Consider the following 16,072-nt stretch of genomic DNA (forward strand, 5'->3'; position numbering starts at 1 on the left):
AGTCGATAGGCTTTGTGAATTCCCCGGCAAAAGCCTGTTCCAGCTCAATGAAGCGAACCCTGCGATCGATATACTGCATGGTTATCAGCTTAATTAGTCCCTACTTCACCCCCATCAAGGTGAGCAAATAACAAGGCTGCCCATGTTTGAGATCTATATCGACGGCCAGGCCGTCAGCGCCTTTGAGGGCGAGACCCTGTTGCAGGCGGCCCATCGGGCCGGCATCGACATTCCTTGTCTGTGTCACCATACAGACCCCGGTCCGGCTACCACAGAAGGCGCCGATGAACACCTGTGCCAACTGACCCGGCTCGACCAGATAATGGCCGATGGTGACAGACCGCTGCTGGCCTGCTCGACTCCGGCAATTGCCGGAATGCAGCTCAAGAATCATACCCAGGCAGTGCACAGCCATCGGCAGCAGACGCTGAAACGGATATTGAAAGATCACTTCGCCGATTGCGAAGCCCCCTGCCAGCAAGCCTGCCCGGCAGGCGTCGATGTGCAGTCTTATCTGTATCACATAGGTCAGGGCAACCATACAGAAGCGGTGCGGATCCTCAAGCAGACCCTGCCTCTGCCTCTGTCTATCGGTCGGGTCTGCCCGGCATTTTGTGAAAGTGCCTGTCGCCGCGCCCTGATCGATGAGCCACTGGCGATACGTCAGCTCAAGCGCCACGCCGCCGATCTGGACTTGGCCGATGCCGAGCCCTATCAGCCGCCCAAGGCCGACCCCAGCGGCAAGAAGGTGGCCATAATCGGCGCCGGGCCAGCCGGGCTCAGCGCCGGTTTCTTCCTCGCCAATCAGGGCCATGACGTGGACATCTTTGAGGCCGCTCCCAAGGCCGGTGGCTGGCTAAGATACGGCATTCCCGAGTATCGCCTGCCCAAGGCAATACTCGATAGAGAGATAGCGCTGCTGGAGCGCAGCGGCATCCGCATTCACACCAACACAGCAATAGGCGAACAAATACTGCTGCCGAAACTGGCCGAAGAGTATCATGCCCTCTGTCTGGCGATGGGCGCGCAAAAGGCCGTACCACTGGAGTATCCCGGCAGCGACCTGCCCGGCTGCTATCTCGGGGTCGACTACCTTAAAGATCTGGCAATGGACCACCAACTTGTCACGGGTAAGAAAGTGGCCGTTGTCGGCGGCGGCAATACCGCTATCGACTGTGCCCGCAGCGCCAGACGCCTCGGCGCCGAGGTGACGCTGATCTACCGGCGCACCAAAGAGGAGATGCCGGCCGAAGCCTTTGAAATTCATGAAGCTGAGCAGGAAGGGATCCACTTCCTGCTGCTGACCAATCCTGTGGCCAACCATGCCGGCAGTGACGGCCGTCTTGCACGAGTCACGCTGGAAAAAATGTCCTTGGGCGAACCGGATGCCTCCGGCCGCCGCCGGCCTCAGCCCAGCGGCGAAACCTTCGACTGCGAGTTTGATACCCTGATCGCCGCCGTATCCCAATCACCGGATCTGGCCTTTCTGCAGCAGCCTGAAAACCGTCTGCTGCAAGGCTCTCCGGCGCTCAGCCACTGGAATACGATCAACGGCTGCGACATCAGCATGAGCACTGGGCTGGAAAAACTGTTTGTTATCGGCGATGTGCGCCGCGGACCCGCCACTGCGGTGGAAGCGGTCGCCGATGGTCGCCGCGCCGCCGAAGCTATAAACGCCCTGTTCAATCAGGGGCTCAGTTGCCCACTGACGCCGGTGGCGTTCAATGCCAGCAAGGCGATAGGTCTCAAGTCCCAACAGGATTTACCCAAAGATCTTTTCCCTTCACAGGTCAAAAGTGCCAGGGTCAAGATGCCGGAGTTACCTGTAGCCGAGCGCCTGAGCAACTTTGCCGAAGTAGAGCTGGGACTGACGCCGCAAATGGCCGAAGCCGAGGCCAAACGCTGCCTCGAATGTGGCTGTCAGGCCAATATGGACTGTCGCCTGCGAGACTATGCCAGTGAATACAAGGTCAGCAGCCAGGGCTTGCTAGAGCAAGATAGCAGTGGTGACTCGGCGCTGCAGGCCAGACACTTTGCCCAGGATTTGAGCACACCCTTTATCCGTTTCGATGCCAACCGCTGCATCAGCTGCGGTGCCTGCGTTGACATCTGCCACCGCCGCAGTGGCCACAAGGCCATCAGCTTTGAGGCCAACCAATTCTCGGCGCTGCCGGGAGGCAGTAGCGAACGCCGGGCCCCCAGAGCCGGTTTCAGCGTTTCCATGGCCGACAGCGATTGTGTTCAGTGCGGCAACTGCCTGCAGGTGTGCCCAACCGGCGCCCTGGTCGATGCCCGCCACAAGACCCAAGGACAAGCCCCCGACACCAAGGTGACCAGCACCATCTGCACCTATTGCGGCGTGGGTTGTCGCATCCGCTTCAAGGTAGACACCACCCAGAATCGTATCCTTACGGCCGAGGGCGATGTGCGCTCACCTGTGAACCAGGGCATGCTCTGCGTCAAGGGCCGCTTCGGCTTTGACTTTATCAACAGTGAAGAGCGCCTTACCCAGCCGCTGGTTCGCCGTAACGGCAAATTGGAACCCTGTAGCTGGCAAACGGCCATCAGCTATATTGCCGCCCACTGGCAAGAACAATTGGAACAGTTTGGCCCGAGTTCATTCGGCGCACTGGCATCCGCCAAGGCCACCAATGAAGAGAACTTCCTGCTGCAAAAGCTGTTCAGAGCCGTTATCGGCAGCAACAACATAGATCACTGCGCCCGCCTGTGCCATGCCTCCACAGTGACCGGGCTCTACGATGCCCTCGGCAGCGGCGCCATGACCAATGATATTCCCGGCATAGAGGATTCAGATCTCATCTTTATCCTGGGCTCGGATACCGACTGCGCCCACCCCATCATAGCCTCGAGGATCAAGTCGGTCGTCAGCCGCGGCAAGGCAAGGCTCCTGGTCGCCGACCCCAAGCGGGTCAGCATAGCCGACAGTGCCGAGCTGTTTGTGCGTCATCGCCCCGGCACAGATGTGATGCTGCTCAACGCCATCATGCAGCAAATACTACTCAACGGCTGGCATGACAAGGCCTATATCCGCAGCCGCACCACAGGCTTTGAGGCCTTGCGCGAAGAGCTGTTGCGGCCGGACTACAGCCTGGAGCAGGCCGCCAGGGTGACAGGCGTCAGCTGCAGCGAAATAGCGGCCATGGCCGAGATGCTGGGCACCGCCCAAAAGACCGCTCTCTACTACGCCATGGGAATTACCCAACACACCACAGGCCATGACAATGTCACCGCCATTGCCAACTTGCAGTTATTGCTGGGTAACCTCGGGCTCAACGGCGCCGGGATCAACCCTTTGCGCGGCCAGAGCAATGTCCAGGGTGCCTGTGATATGGGCGCCCTGCCCAACTATTTCAGTGGCTATCAACGTCTGGATGACGATGCTGCGCGGCTGAAACTGGCGCGGGCCTGGGACACAGATAAGCTGAGCCCTGAGACAGGCATTCCGGCCTCTCATATGATGCAGGCGATTTTGGATGGCCGGCTTCAGAGCCTGTTTGTGATGGGCGAAAACCCGGTACTGAGCGACCCCGACCAGGCACATGTGCTCAAGGCGCTGAAAAAGCTGCCATTTTTGGTAGTGCAGGATATCTTCCTCACGGAAACCGCCGAAATGGCCGATGTGGTATTGCCGGCAGCGGCCTTTGCCGAAAAGCGCGGCCACTTCACCAATACCGAGCGCCGGGTTCAACGACTGGAAGTCGCCTTGCAATCGCCAGGTAGTGCCCGTCCGGACTGGCAGATACTGCAGCTGCTGGCCAATGCCATGGGCGCCGACTGGCACTATAGCGATGAACAGGCAATTTGGCAGGAAGTCACGGCCCTGACCCCTAGTTATGCCGGGATCAGTTGGCACAGAACCACGGATAATCCGGCCGGGTTGCAGTGGCCTTGCCCAGATGAGCAACATCCGGGTACCCGGGTATTGCACCGCAACAGCTTTACCCATGGCAAAGGGCGACTGCAGCCGGTCAATTATCGTTTACCGGCTGAGCTGCCGGACGATGACTATCCCTTGATGCTGTCGACCGGACGCCTGCTGGAGCAGTTCCACACCGGCACCATGACTCGTAAAACCGCCGGGCTGGACGAACTCGGCTCCCCCAGAGTGATGATCTCGGTTGAGGATGCCGAGCGTTTGGGCGTCGGCAAGGGCGACTGGCTCAAACTGGAAAGCCGCCGCGGTGAAATCTTTATTCAGGCCTTTGTCAGCCGCCGGGCTCAGCCTGGGGTGCTGTTCCTGCCATTCCATTTCGTGGAGGCGGCGGCCAACAAGCTGACTATCAATGCGCTGGATCCCGTGGCCCATATTCCTGAGTTCAAGGTGTGTGCCGTCAAGGCGGAGCGCGCCGAGGCGCCCCCAGCGACTTGAAATTGAGCCACATTAAAAACGGCGCCATGGTTGGCGCCGTTTTTTATTTCCTTATTTTCCTACTTGAGCACTGAAGCCAGTGAAGGATAGGTGTTAGACCCGAAACTGATTGACCAACTTGCCGAGGTTATCACCACTGTGGGACACAGTCTGACTGACCCTTGCCGCATCTTCGCTGGAATGCAGCAGCTCGGCAACTATCTCCTGAATGGCGTAGATATTCCTGTTAATCTCCTCAGTCACCGAACTCTGCTCTGTGGCGGCGGTGGCGATTTGGGTACTCATATCATTGATGGAGGTGACTGAGCTGGTCACAGCTCCCAGGCTTTCGGAGATAAGCTTTGACGACTCGACACTGCGGTGGCAACTCTGCTGACTCTCTTCCATGGCACTCACCGCCTGACTCACCAGACGATGCAGCTCGCTGAGCATCTCGTTGATCTCCAACGTGCTGGCCTGAGTACGACTCGCCAGACTGCGCACTTCATCGGCCACCACGGCAAAACCTCGGCCCTGCTCACCGGCGCGAGCCGCTTCAATGGCAGCATTCAATGCCAGCAGGTTGGTCTGCTCGGCGATGCCGCCGATGACAGACAAGACGCTGTTGATCCGCTGTGATTGCTCGCTGAGCGACTGAATATGGTTGGCGGCGCTGTTGATTTCCGCCATCAGGGTCGAGATCTCAGTTAGCGAGGTATCGACGCACTCCTGGGCCTTGGCCACTTCGTCGGTAGCCACATGAGTCGCCTCCGCTACCTGGGTGGTGTTCATCGCCACTTCCTGAGCGGTGGAAGACATCTCGGTAATGGCGGTCACCACCTGATCGGTTTCATTGTTGTGGTTCACCAATTGGGATGCTATCGCCTGGGTCTGGGAATGGATGGAACCGGCGGCATCCTGCACTTCATGGGTGGCCGTGGTGACATCGCGGATGATGTGCTGCAGTTTTTCGACAAAGCGATTGAACGCCAGCCCCAACTGGGCAATCTCATCTTCACCGCGCACCTGCAGGCGCTTGGTCAGGTCCCCTTCCCCCTGAGCGATATCGTTGAGGTTATCCAACATATTGCGGATAGGGATTATCATCCGCTGAGCAGTAAAGAGAATGGCAAACACAGTAACCAGAGTCAGCACCAGCGACATCAACAGCACCCCTATGGTCTTGGCCTGCATCTCCTCGGTGGCGGTTTGTCGATAAGCGGCAACAGCCGCCTCTATGTCATCCACATAAACACCTGTGCCTACCAACCAGTCTTTCCCGGGGACCCGGATGGCATAGGCTATCTTTTCCACCAGGCCAGTCACTCCGGGCTTGGCATGGAAGTAGTTGATAAAGCCTTTACCAGTTCTGGCGGCATCGATAAGACCGCGCACAATTTGTGTGCCATTGGGGTCTGTCATGCCGCTTTGATCTGTGCCTTCCTGCTCAGGCTTAACCGCATGAAATACACTGATCCCATTGAAATCATAAATGAAGAAGTATCCGGCACTGCCAAACCTCTGTTGCCGCAACGCCGCGTTGACATCACCTCTGTCTCCCAGACCGAGTTGATAGTTGATGTTTTCCAAAGCCAGCCCTGTCGCATCCTTGAGTTGCTGTTTTCGTTCATCGACCAACTTTTGTTTGAATAAAGCGATCGAATTTTCCAGTGATTGATGTTCGGCACGATAGGAATACCCCATCACCAATATCAAAGTCAGAATTAAAGGTAGTAAAGCCAGCAGCAAGAATTTGCTTCTCAAGCTCAGAGCAGACAAGGACATAACTTCCCCCCAGTAGCTGTCAGACACTCTTTACTGAGTATAGTCCCGCGCCCCAACACGCAATATCAATACGATTACAAATAAAACAATTAACAAACAAATGATTCAAAATGTTACACAAATTACTTTTTTACCTTACGACCAACCGAAAGGTTCCACGATTGGCGGGGAATGGTTGCTGGGAAACATCATAAGCGGTACGGCATCTTGTGCTGGACGGTCGAGATAAAGAAACAGCGCCAAATGGCGCTGTTTCTGTCTTCTTCATATTGAATGATTAAACCCGGAACTGATTGACCAATTGCCCCAGATTATCACCACTGTGAGACACGGTTTGACTGACTCTGGCCGCTTCTTCGCTGGAGTGCAACAGCTCGGCGACTATCTCCTGAATGGCGTAGATATTACGGTTGATCTCTTCGGTCACCGAACTCTGCTCTGTGGCGGCGGTGGCGATTTGGGTACTCATATCATTGATGGAGGTGACAGAGCTGGTGACGGCTCCCAGACTCTCGGAAATCAGCCTGGAAGATTCGACACTGCGATGGCAGCTTTGCTGGCTCTCTTCCATGGCACTCACCGCCTGGCTCACCAGACGATGCAGCTCGCTGAGCATCTCGTTGATCTCCAAAGTGCTGGCCTGAGTGCGGCTCGCCAGGCTGCGCACTTCATCGGCCACCACGGCAAAACCGCGCCCCTGCTCACCGGCACGAGCCGCTTCAATGGCCGCATTGAGTGCCAACAGGTTGGTCTGCTCGGCAATGCCGCCGATGACAGACAGCACGCTGTTAATCTTCTGCGACTGTTCGTTGAGCGACTGAATATGGTCGGCGGCGCTGTTGATTTCCGCCATCAGAGTGGAGATCTCGGTCAGCGAAGTATCAACGCACTCCTGGGCCTTGGCCACTTCATCGCTCGCCACATGGGTCGCCTCCGCCACCTGGGTGGTGTTCATCGCCACTTCCTGGGCAGTGGAAGACATCTCTGTGATGGCAGTCACCACCTGATCGGTTTCATTGTTGTGGTTGGCCAACTGCGCCGCTATCGCCTGAGTCTGGGCATGAATAGAACCAGAGGCATCCTGCACCTCGTGGGTAGCGGTAGTCACGTCACGGATGATGTGTTGCAACTTGTCGACAAAGCGGTTGAATGCCTGCCCCAGCTGGGCAATCTCATCTTCACCGTGCACCTGCAAACGCTTGGTTAAATCCCCTTCCCCCTGAGCGATATCGTTGAGGTTATCCAGCATGTTGCGGATAGGAGTCACAGTGCGCTGAGCAGCAAACAATATGAGCGTTGCGGTGATCAGAGTGATGACTATGACTATCATCAACGTCAGCCACAGCTTACCTTCCATGTCTTCCAATGCGGTCTGTCGATATTCGGCCACTGAGGCTTCGATATCATCCACATAGGCGCCGGTGCCTATGATCCAGTCGGTGCCTGGAACCATGGCGGCATAACCTATCTTTTCCACCAGCTCGTTGGTGCCGGGCTTTTGGTAGTAATAGGTGAGAATACCGTCACCACTGCGGGCTGCATTCAGCAAGCCTACTATGATCTTGGTTCCCTTGGGATCTGTCATCCCTATCTGATCTGTACCTTCAAGCTTGGGCAACAGGGCATGAAACAGGTTTTTACCTTTGCCATCATAGACAAAAAAATAACCTGCGCTGCCAAAGCGAACATCCCGCAAGGCCGCCTTATAGTCTCCGCCCTGACTGCGCTGAAAGCTGACAATCTCTTTGGCGACTTCGGTCACATGCACCAACTCCTGACGACGCTCGTTGAGCAGCTTTTCTCTGAAATTGGTAATTTCGCTTTCAAGCGCATCCGACTCTACTGTCCAGGACGCCAGCATCAAGACAATGGAAACAGTCAACAATGGCAACAGGGCAAGCAGCAGTAACTTATTTCGTAAACTCAGACTGGACACTTAGGTTTCCCCCGGGAATGGAATATCTGCAAATTATAGTAACTTTGTTCACTTTAAGTTCGTATAAAAAATGCCTGAGATCAAAGTTTAACCATTTGTTTTACATGAAGAGAGTGGAAATAGCACCCATTGCTGCAAATCCGAGCACCAAAAACACCAGGGGCAAACGCCACAGCTTGAGCAACATAAAGCCCGCCAGCACCATGGCCATATCAACCGGGCGGGTCACAGCACTGGTAAATACCGGTTGATAGAGGGCACTCGCCAACAAACCAACGACAGTGGCATTAATCCCCATCACCATGGCAGCCATTTTCGGGCGTTCGGCGATTCCCTGCCAGCCTCGGATCACCGCCAGCAGCAACAGAAAACCGGGCAGAAAGATGGCTAACGTTGCCACCGAGGCGCCAACTAGGGCATCTTGCGGCCACAGTTCGGCGCCCAGATAGGCGGCCAGACTGAACATGGGGCCGGGAACGGCTTGCGCCAGGGCGTAGCCGGTGAGGAATCTGTCATGATCTATGCTGTTTGCCAGTTGGCTCTCCAGCAAGGGCAGCACCACATGGCCGCCGCCGAATACCATGGCGCCGGTCTGATAAAACTGTTTGAAGAGTTCAGCCAGAGGGTGAGCAAGCAAGGGGCCGGTGAGCAGCAGTAAAAATAGAAATATCAGTAAAGCACTCCAGTTGAGCTGCATACTTCCCGACTTGGGCGGCGCTGGAGCCTCACGATTGAGCCCATAAAGACCGACAATGGCACCGGCAAGCAACAGCAGCAATTGGGTCAAATTCCCCGGCCACAAAAGCAGAATCACAGTACTCAGCAAGGCCAACATCCGGGTGATATGGCTGCGGCAAAACTGTTTGAACATACCCCAGGCAGCATCGGCGACCACCACCACAGCCAATAACTTGAGTCCGGCGATAACCCCCTGAAATAAATCACTGGAGAGGTATTGATAGCTGCTGACCGCCAGCAGAAACATCAGTAGAAACGAAGGCAAGGTAAAACCGATAAAGGCCAGTATTGCCCCGGGCAAGGCGCCGCGGCGGTAACCTATGGCAAAGCCGACCTGGCTGGATCCCGGGCCGGGCAGAAACTGACTCAACGCCACCAAAGAGGCGTAATCTTTGTCATCGAGCCAGCCCAACTCCTCGACGAAAGTCTTGCGAAAGTAACCTATGTGCGCCGCCGGGCCGCCAAAACTCACCAACCCCAAGGAAAAAAAACGTACAAAAATCTGCCACATCTGTGTTCACTCTACCCTTGTTCAGTTCGGCTCCATTGTATGACATAAGTGTGACACTTATCTTATTATCAACAGCTTTTAGTCTGTGGGAGCCCAATAAGAAAAACCCATGAACAGACGACTGAAAGTCCGTCCTCGCCTGTCAAACAGCCGCTCTTGAGGCAAGAACAGCCGCCAAAGTCCGTCGCTTCCCAAGAGTGAATTCCGAGACGGAAAAGAGAGTCAAGTTGACGGGAAATCATCTCACTACAACCCAGATCTGCACCCACTAACCGGCAAGTGTATTCGCTCGAAATCAGCCACGGTTTCCAGGCGGCTTTCTCTATGCCAGGTTCCACCCTCTCAATGAAACATAATTCAAACATTTAATATTTATTCAAAACAATCAATAACCAATGCAGTAAAAAAACCTCAGCCATCGTTTAACCCTAAACACAAACCCAGCAAAAATAACATCAAAAAACCAGAACCCCACCATGTAACAACGCATCGCCACTTTTGACACCCGTCAACCTTTAATGCATAGATATTCACATAGACATCAAATACAATCACCGCAAAAGAACCAAAAACATAATACTTATGTAGCATTTTGTAACTTGGTTAAATTTTTACAGACTTTTAACAAGTGTTTGTTTAGATTCACTGAGAGTTCGCAGGAAGTAAGAAGTAAGCTATGAAGCTATGGTGGTACGCGATATTGATGCTTGGCCTTCAGTTGCCCCTGACTGCGGCAGCTGAAGAAAATGCGACGGAAACTGTCCCTGTGGATGAGTTCAGACTTGCCCTCGCCCTGGGATATGGCCGCCTGGATAATCCCAGAGTGCATGCCAAGCCGATAGAAACCTTCCTGCTGCCATCCTGGAGCTACTACTCAGAACGCTTCTATCTGGAAAACTTTACTCTGGGCTACAGCCTCTATGAGTCGGACAACTGGTTATTCGATCTGCAAACCAAGCTCAATGAAGATGGATTCTTTTTCGAGTTTGATGGCCTCAACAAATTGTTTTTGAGCGACATCATAGGCTTCTCCCCCTACAAGGGACAGGTCGTACGCCCCAACGGTAACAGCGAACCTATCCTTGACGAAATCCAACGTCACATCTCCTATCTGGGCGGAGTTTCCGTCACTTGGGTCACGCCCTACACGGATATCAATCTGGGCTTATTTCAGGACATTTCCGGGGTACATGACGGCAATGAGCTGCAGCTCAGATTGAAAAAGAGCCTGCTCTACTCCTGGGGAGCCCTTGGGCTTGAGCTAGGCGCGATTCGCAAGAGTGAATCCTTGGTGCGTTACTACTATCAGCTTACGCCGGAAGAAAGCGGACCGCTGAGACTGAGTTACACCCCCTCGGCCAGTATCAATTATCACGCCCGCCTGCTGGTTAATCTGCCACTGTGGCAGGATATCAACCTGGTGATGGTAACCGAATACACCTGGCTTGACTCGGGGATCACCAACAGTCCCATGATAGACAAGGATGGCTATCTCTCAGGTTTCATCGGTTTGAGTTATCGGTTTTGAGGGCTCTATGAATCGATGGCTACTGTGGTTACTCATGCTGATAAGTCCCTGGGCAAGCGCCTTGGGAGAAGAGCTTTGGCTGGCGCCGGATACCTGCGCCATGACCAATCAGGAATCGGAATGCAAGCTGCAACTGCAACTCGAGTTTCACAGCCAACAGCCTCGCTCTCTGTGCCTTTGGCTGGCCAACAGCGCAGCGCCTTTGACCTGTTTTCATCAACGCCGTGACTTCAGTTACAAGCTGCAATTAAGCCTGGTCAGGGATACGCTTATCGAGCTCAGGGATCAGCAAAACCGCACAGTTGCCAGCCGCTTGCTCAGAGTGGCTATCTACGAGCCCGTCAGTCGCAGACGGCGGGGCCTGAGTTGGGATCTGCTATGAAAGAAAAAATACTCCTGATTGAGGATGATCTGCCGCTGGCGGAACTTATTTGCACTTATCTGGCCAATGAAGGCTTCGAGCTGGTTCATCTGGACAATGCCGAAGCCGCGCTTGCCCGTCAGGACAGTGACAGTTTCAGCCTGATCCTCTGCGATGTGATGCTTCCCGGTGAAGATGGCTTTGGTATCTACCCCCGTTTGGCGGCCTGTTATCCCTGCCCGCTTATCTTCCTCACCGCCCGCGACAGTGAAGGCGATCAGATCCTGGGGTTGGAGCTGGGCGCCTGTGATTACCTGCTCAAGCCCGTGGTTCCCCCCTTGCTGCTGGCACGAATACGTACTCAACTTCGTAACAGGCAACAGCTGCCCGGACGCAAAACCTTGTGTCTGCACGATCTGCAGCTTGATCCCAATCAGCAGCAGGTGCTTCTGGCGGGCTCGGCATTGGCCTTTACCACCAAGGAGTTTGAACTCCTGTGGGTGTTTGTGATCAACGCCGGGCGGGTATTGTCACGGGAGTATCTATTCGAGCAGTTTATCGGCCGCGCCTATGACGGCCTGGACAGAGCCATAGATCTCAAGGTCAGCAGGCTGCGCAAACGCCTCGATGAGCTGGAGATAAGCGGCCTGCAGATCACCACAGTGCACGGCAAGGGCTATCTGTTCAACTACCAGCCCAATCAAGCCATGATCAGGATTCAGGCATGAAGTTTCAGTTTTACCGACTGTTTGGGTTTCTGCTGCTGTCCTGCTCCCTGCTGCTGTGGAGCTTTGGCCAACTGACAGATCAATATCGCAGCGAAGAGGCCAGCTATTTGATCTCGGTGGACGACTTATTGCAGACCCGGGGACAGGGCGCGCATCTCTCAACTCTTGCCGCCGGCAGTCTGGCACTGCCCACTAGCCTGAGACAGCTACTCAATGAGGGGCAGACCTTGGCGCTGCGTCACTCCAGTGGCGAGCTCTATTACTACAAGCAAGGCTCAGGCAGTGAGCTACTCAGATTTGGCCCGGTAACAGAGAAGCAAGACAGGGAGGATGTCACCAGTTTGATCTTGCTCGGTTTCTATTCCAGCCTGGCCCTGGTCGCCATCTTGCTTATCTGGCCTGTGTTTCGCGATCTCCATACCCTGCAACAGAGCGCCATTCGCTTTGGCCGTCAGCCTTCGCTGCAACCGCTAACCATACGTAAAAGCTCGGCTATCTTTCCCTTGGCTCAGGCGCTTTATAGCATGAGCCACCAGATAGTGAGTTTTGTCCAGATGCATAAAGAGTTATCCCATACCATCTCCCACGAAGTACGCACTCCGCTCGCGCGGATGCGCTTTGCCCTTGAGCTGAGCAAGCAGCAGATGGAGCCTCAATACGCAGCGCGCCTGGCCCAGGACATAGATGAGATAGAACAGTTGGCGGCCAACTATCTCTCTTTTGCCCGCCTGGAACATAAACAGGGAGAACTATGCCATTCGCCTCAATCCATCGCAGACTTTATGCAGACTCTAGAGCAAAAATACAGCCTCTATGGCCGTGACTTTCAAATAGGATTTCACTCTGTGCCGGGCCAGGCACAATTCGATAAGACGGCAATGAATGTGGCCTGCCAGAACCTGATCCAAAATGCCATGCGTTTCGCCGAAAAAGAGATACAGGTGAGTTTCGAGCAAAGCGAAAGCCATAACTGCCTCAGAGTCGAGGATGATGGCCCGGGCTTTGAAGATAAAGGCAAAAAACTACTGGCGGCCTTTGCCAGAGATGCCAAACAGAGTGATGGCAGCGGCTTTGGCCTGGGGCTTTATATAGTGCGCAAGATTGCCATCTGGCACGGCGGCCGACTGGAGCTGAGCCACTCGCAAACTCTGGGCGGCGCCGCCATCAGCCTGTGTTGGCCAAGAGCATAGAAGCCACTGTCTTAGCCGCGACTAAGCAGCACCAATACCTCATAGTGATCCGTGTGCGGAAACATATCGAACAGCTGCACCTTGCACACACGATAGCCACTGATGGCCGCCAGATCTTTGGCCAAAGATTCAGGGTTACAGCTGGAATAAAGCAGATGCGGCGGCGCAAAGGTCGAAATGGCCTGGCAAAGCTCGGCGCCTATGCCACGTCTCGGCGGATTGACTATCATAAGATCCGGCACCTGGCCTGCCGACTGCGCCGCGGCAAAACTGCCCGAATCCAGCGCCTTGAAGTTCACCCGCTCAAGCCCCAGCTTTTCGGCCGATAATCGGGCGCAGGCGATGGCTTCAGCCTCGATTTCAATCCCCGTAAGCTCTGTGTCTTTATTGGCACAGTGCAGCCCAAAACCGCCGACACCACAGAAGAGATCCCAAATAGACTCAAGCTTCAGCTCACTGACCCAGTCTTTGGCGCTCTGATAAAGGGCCGCCGCCACTTGTGGGTTGGTTTGAAAGAAGCTCTTGGGGCGGATATAAAGAGGCACGCCATTGAAGGACTCCTCCAGACGCTGCGCCTCGGTAAGAAAAATCTCCTGCTCACCTTCGAGCCTGGCCATATGAACCGGCTGCAGATTCACAGATACCAGCTTGATGGCAGGAAACTCGACCAGCAGCTTTGGCAGTTCACGCTCAATCCGTTCGATGGATTGCCTGGAGCGCAACACAAACCTGAGCATAAAGTCGCCGCTGATTTCGGCGCGGGTCAACAACACAAACTTGAGTTCGCCCTTGGCCTTATCTACCCGATAGGGTGGGATCCCGGCCTGACGCACAAACAGCTCAAGCCGATGCAGCAAGGCCTGCATATCGGCAGGATAGAGAGGACAATCACACAGGCTCACGGCCTCACCAATCGGGGAAACTATCCCCAGAATGGGTTGATGGGCGGCCCCGAGTGCCACCATCTTGGCCTTGTTACGAAAACCCAGGGACGGCCCGCTGACCGGGGCCAAGAGTTCAAAGGGCGTAAAGGGGCTGAGCAACCGCGCCAACTGCTCACTCTTGGCGGCCAGTTGTTGCGCCATTGGCGTTTCTATGTGAGTACAGGAGCGGCACTTGCCCTGCGCAAAAAAGTCACATCTCACTCTGATATATCCCAAGTTTCCAATTCAGCCCGGCGGCAAAAGCGGCACACTTTAGCCTGTTTCACCCTAAAAATCATCCCAGCATCAGCTTGTCGACATCCGCTTTGGGACTGCGTTTGCCAAGCACCTTGCTTATCTCTGCCGTCACCGCCTTGGCAGTGGCACGAAAGGTGGTTAACTTGCCGCCGTAGAGCGTCAGCAACCTGGGATGGGAATAACGCTGGTACAACTGTACCTCCCGCGGCCGACCAAAGGCATCGCCATCGCCCTTGGGCAGCACCCGCATGCCACTGAAATGCGCCAATACCTTGGCTTCAAGTGCCTCTGTAGTGACAGCACCCGTAAAACTGCCAGAGCCTCCAAAATAGTGCCGATAGATCCCCAGCAGATATGCTATCTCCTCTCGGGTGATCTGCGGGACCGGTCCCTGGCAGAGGGTTTCCGTGGTTCCTATCAACGTCTTGCCGTACCAAGGCATCACGAATACCACCCGCTCATCGAAGCAGGATTCCAGATAGAGCACCCCGGGCGGCGCAGGAATATCCAGAAGCAAATGACTCCCCTGCACCCAGTCTATTGCCGTCTGGGCTATGGGCGGTGTCACCCGCGCCAGCAGTTCGTTGACAAAGGCGCCGGCGGCGTTGACCAGAAAGCGGCAGTGCAGCATTTTGTCGCCATCCGCATCCCGGTAACTCAGCTTACATCCCTGAGGCTCATGCTCTATTGTCAAACACTCGGCGCCCTCGCGGATATCGGCACCGAGCAGCCTGGCACTGTCGGCCACCGCCTTGGTCAGCAAGGCATCATCCGTCTGGGCATCCCAGTATTGGAACATATGGGTCATTCCGGCCAGCTTGAGTCCGGGAAAGCTCCCCCAAGCCCTGGCAGGCAGGCTACGAAAACGGCCCAGGCGGTCAAACTCGCTCAGCAAGCCGTAGAGGCTGAGGCCGGCCCTGAGGGTCAAGGCGCCGCGGCGACTGTCACGATAAACCGGGATAAAGAAAGGGACGGCCTTGACCAGTGTCGGCGCCAGACGCAATAACTCGCGCCGGGCCCGCAGCGATTCGCGCACCAGATCCAGTTGCCCGGATTCGAGATAACGTAAGCCGCCATGGATCAGTTTGCTGGACTGGGAGGAGGTGCCTGCCGCCAGAGTGGACTTTTCCAATAGCACCACGGAATAACCGGCTGCCGCCGCGCACTGTGCCACCGCCACCCCGGATATGCCGCCACCTATGATTGCCAGATCGACCTGTTCCATCAGCCTCTTTCCGTTAACGTTCCAATTGCAGCCACAGGGTGTCACACAAGCTTTTCAGTTGTTGCAGCTCCGCCTGCGGCATGGCGCTGCGACACAGCATCTGCTCGGGCACATCGGCGGCGCGCGCTTGCAAAGCCAGCCCGGCATCAGTGAGCGTCAATACCCGCACCCGCTCGTCCTGTTCACTGCGGCCTCTTAACAGCAAGCCTTTAGTTTCCAGGCGTTTGAGCAAGGGGGTCAAGGTGCCTGAGTCCAGATGCAAACGCTCACCCAGCGCCTTGACACTGATGCCCTTGTGTTGCCAAAGCACCAGCATGGCCAGATATTGCGGATAGGTAAGATCCAGGGCATCCAGCACAGGCCGGTAGGCCCGCACCATAGCATTGGCGGCGCTGTATAGCGAAAAGCAAACCTGGTTTTCCAGGCACAGGGGCTCGTTTGACATATGCAAACCCTAAACACAATTTAATTGTGCGCAATATACTTGCTTTTGTAACAAATATCGATCTATCATTGCCAG

Annotated in this window: 11 protein-coding genes; 5 read left to right on the forward strand and 6 right to left on the reverse strand. The window is 55.2% G+C overall.

The window, feature by feature from the left end; translation table 11 throughout:
• The first annotated feature begins 142 nt into the window (after positions 1-142).
• Positions 143-4,390, forward strand: a complete 4,248-nt coding sequence (fdhF, locus tag ACMHXI_RS15675) for a formate dehydrogenase subunit alpha (protein ID WP_413735427.1) — start codon at positions 143-145, stop codon at positions 4,388-4,390.
• Between the two features lie 93 nt (positions 4,391-4,483).
• On the opposite strand, the gene ACMHXI_RS15680 is transcribed toward fdhF, so the two are convergent.
• From ACMHXI_RS15680 to chrA, 3 genes are all read right to left on the reverse strand, one after another.
• Positions 4,484-6,148 (reverse strand): methyl-accepting chemotaxis protein, encoded by a 1,665-nt coding sequence (locus ACMHXI_RS15680; protein WP_025888698.1) that lies wholly within the window; start codon positions 6,146-6,148, stop codon positions 4,484-4,486.
• Between the two features lie 283 nt (positions 6,149-6,431).
• The gene (locus ACMHXI_RS15685) at positions 6,432-8,090 is read right to left on the reverse strand and encodes a methyl-accepting chemotaxis protein (protein WP_025008952.1); all 1,659 of its coding nucleotides are present in this window, start codon (positions 8,088-8,090) and stop codon (positions 6,432-6,434) included.
• Positions 8,091-8,190: 100 nt separating this feature from the next.
• Positions 8,191-9,339, reverse strand: a complete 1,149-nt coding sequence (chrA, locus tag ACMHXI_RS15690; RefSeq protein WP_208149986.1) for a chromate efflux transporter — start codon at positions 9,337-9,339, stop codon at positions 8,191-8,193.
• Positions 9,340-10,015: 676 nt separating this feature from the next.
• Here chrA and ACMHXI_RS15695 point away from each other — a divergent pair.
• The 4 genes from ACMHXI_RS15695 to ACMHXI_RS15710 are packed head-to-tail and all read left to right on the forward strand — an operon-like array spanning position 10,016 to position 13,146.
• The gene (locus ACMHXI_RS15695) at positions 10,016-10,867 is read left to right on the forward strand and encodes a MipA/OmpV family protein (RefSeq protein WP_096140970.1); all 852 of its coding nucleotides are present in this window, start codon (positions 10,016-10,018) and stop codon (positions 10,865-10,867) included.
• A gap of 7 nt (positions 10,868-10,874) precedes the next feature.
• Positions 10,875-11,249: a DUF3019 domain-containing protein gene (locus tag ACMHXI_RS15700; RefSeq protein WP_037436155.1), complete on the forward strand. Its 375-nt coding sequence runs from the start codon at positions 10,875-10,877 to the stop codon at positions 11,247-11,249.
• On the forward strand, positions 11,246-11,956 hold the full coding sequence (locus ACMHXI_RS15705; RefSeq protein WP_107110795.1) for a response regulator transcription factor: 711 nt from the start codon (positions 11,246-11,248) through the stop codon (positions 11,954-11,956). Before ACMHXI_RS15700 ends, ACMHXI_RS15705 begins: the two co-directional genes overlap by 4 nt.
• Positions 11,953-13,146, forward strand: a complete 1,194-nt coding sequence (locus ACMHXI_RS15710; RefSeq protein WP_107110794.1) for an ATP-binding protein — start codon at positions 11,953-11,955, stop codon at positions 13,144-13,146. The genes ACMHXI_RS15705 and ACMHXI_RS15710 overlap by 4 nt, the downstream gene beginning before the upstream one ends.
• Before the next feature lie 11 nt (positions 13,147-13,157).
• Here the strand turns inward: ACMHXI_RS15710 and rlmC are convergent, their stop codons facing one another.
• The 3 genes from rlmC to ACMHXI_RS15725 all read right to left on the reverse strand — a co-directional run bounded on the left by rlmC (position 13,158) and on the right by ACMHXI_RS15725 (position 15,997).
• Positions 13,158-14,291, reverse strand: a complete 1,134-nt coding sequence (gene rlmC / locus ACMHXI_RS15715; RefSeq protein ID WP_107110809.1) for a 23S rRNA (uracil(747)-C(5))-methyltransferase RlmC — start codon at positions 14,289-14,291, stop codon at positions 13,158-13,160.
• A 73-nt stretch (positions 14,292-14,364) separates the two neighbouring features.
• Positions 14,365-15,552 carry an FAD-dependent oxidoreductase gene (locus tag ACMHXI_RS15720; RefSeq protein WP_045283014.1) on the reverse strand — a complete coding sequence of 396 codons (1,188 nt, stop codon included), beginning with the start codon at positions 15,550-15,552 and terminating at the stop codon, positions 14,365-14,367.
• A 13-nt stretch (positions 15,553-15,565) separates the two neighbouring features.
• Positions 15,566-15,997: a MarR family winged helix-turn-helix transcriptional regulator gene (locus tag ACMHXI_RS15725; RefSeq protein WP_025888690.1), complete on the reverse strand. Its 432-nt coding sequence runs from the start codon at positions 15,995-15,997 to the stop codon at positions 15,566-15,568.
• Positions 15,998-16,072: the final 75 nt, after the last annotated feature.

Origin of the sequence: Shewanella sp. BJSY2023SW005, from assembly GCF_047314585.1 — a bacterium.
Taxonomy (GTDB): Bacteria; Pseudomonadota; Gammaproteobacteria; order Enterobacterales; family Shewanellaceae; genus Shewanella; species Shewanella algae.

What these genes read in the sequence shown, in the direction of transcription:
- ACMHXI_RS15720 (WP_045283014.1), bottom strand. Translation starts at nt 15,552, where the DNA reads ATGGAACAGGTCGATCTGGCAATCATAGGTGGCGGCATATCCGGGGTG.
- chrA (WP_208149986.1), bottom strand. Translation starts at nt 9,339, where the DNA reads ATGTGGCAGATTTTTGTACGTTTTTTTTCCTTGGGGTTGGTGAGTTTT.
- ACMHXI_RS15700 (WP_037436155.1), top strand. Translation starts at nt 10,875, where the DNA reads ATGAATCGATGGCTACTGTGGTTACTCATGCTGATAAGTCCCTGGGCA.
- ACMHXI_RS15725 (WP_025888690.1), bottom strand. Translation starts at nt 15,997, where the DNA reads ATGTCAAACGAGCCCCTGTGCCTGGAAAACCAGGTTTGCTTTTCGCTA.
- fdhF (WP_413735427.1), top strand. Translation starts at nt 143, where the DNA reads ATGTTTGAGATCTATATCGACGGCCAGGCCGTCAGCGCCTTTGAGGGC.
- ACMHXI_RS15695 (WP_096140970.1), top strand. Translation starts at nt 10,016, where the DNA reads ATGAAGCTATGGTGGTACGCGATATTGATGCTTGGCCTTCAGTTGCCC.
- ACMHXI_RS15710 (WP_107110794.1), top strand. Translation starts at nt 11,953, where the DNA reads ATGAAGTTTCAGTTTTACCGACTGTTTGGGTTTCTGCTGCTGTCCTGC.
- ACMHXI_RS15705 (WP_107110795.1), top strand. Translation starts at nt 11,246, where the DNA reads ATGAAAGAAAAAATACTCCTGATTGAGGATGATCTGCCGCTGGCGGAA.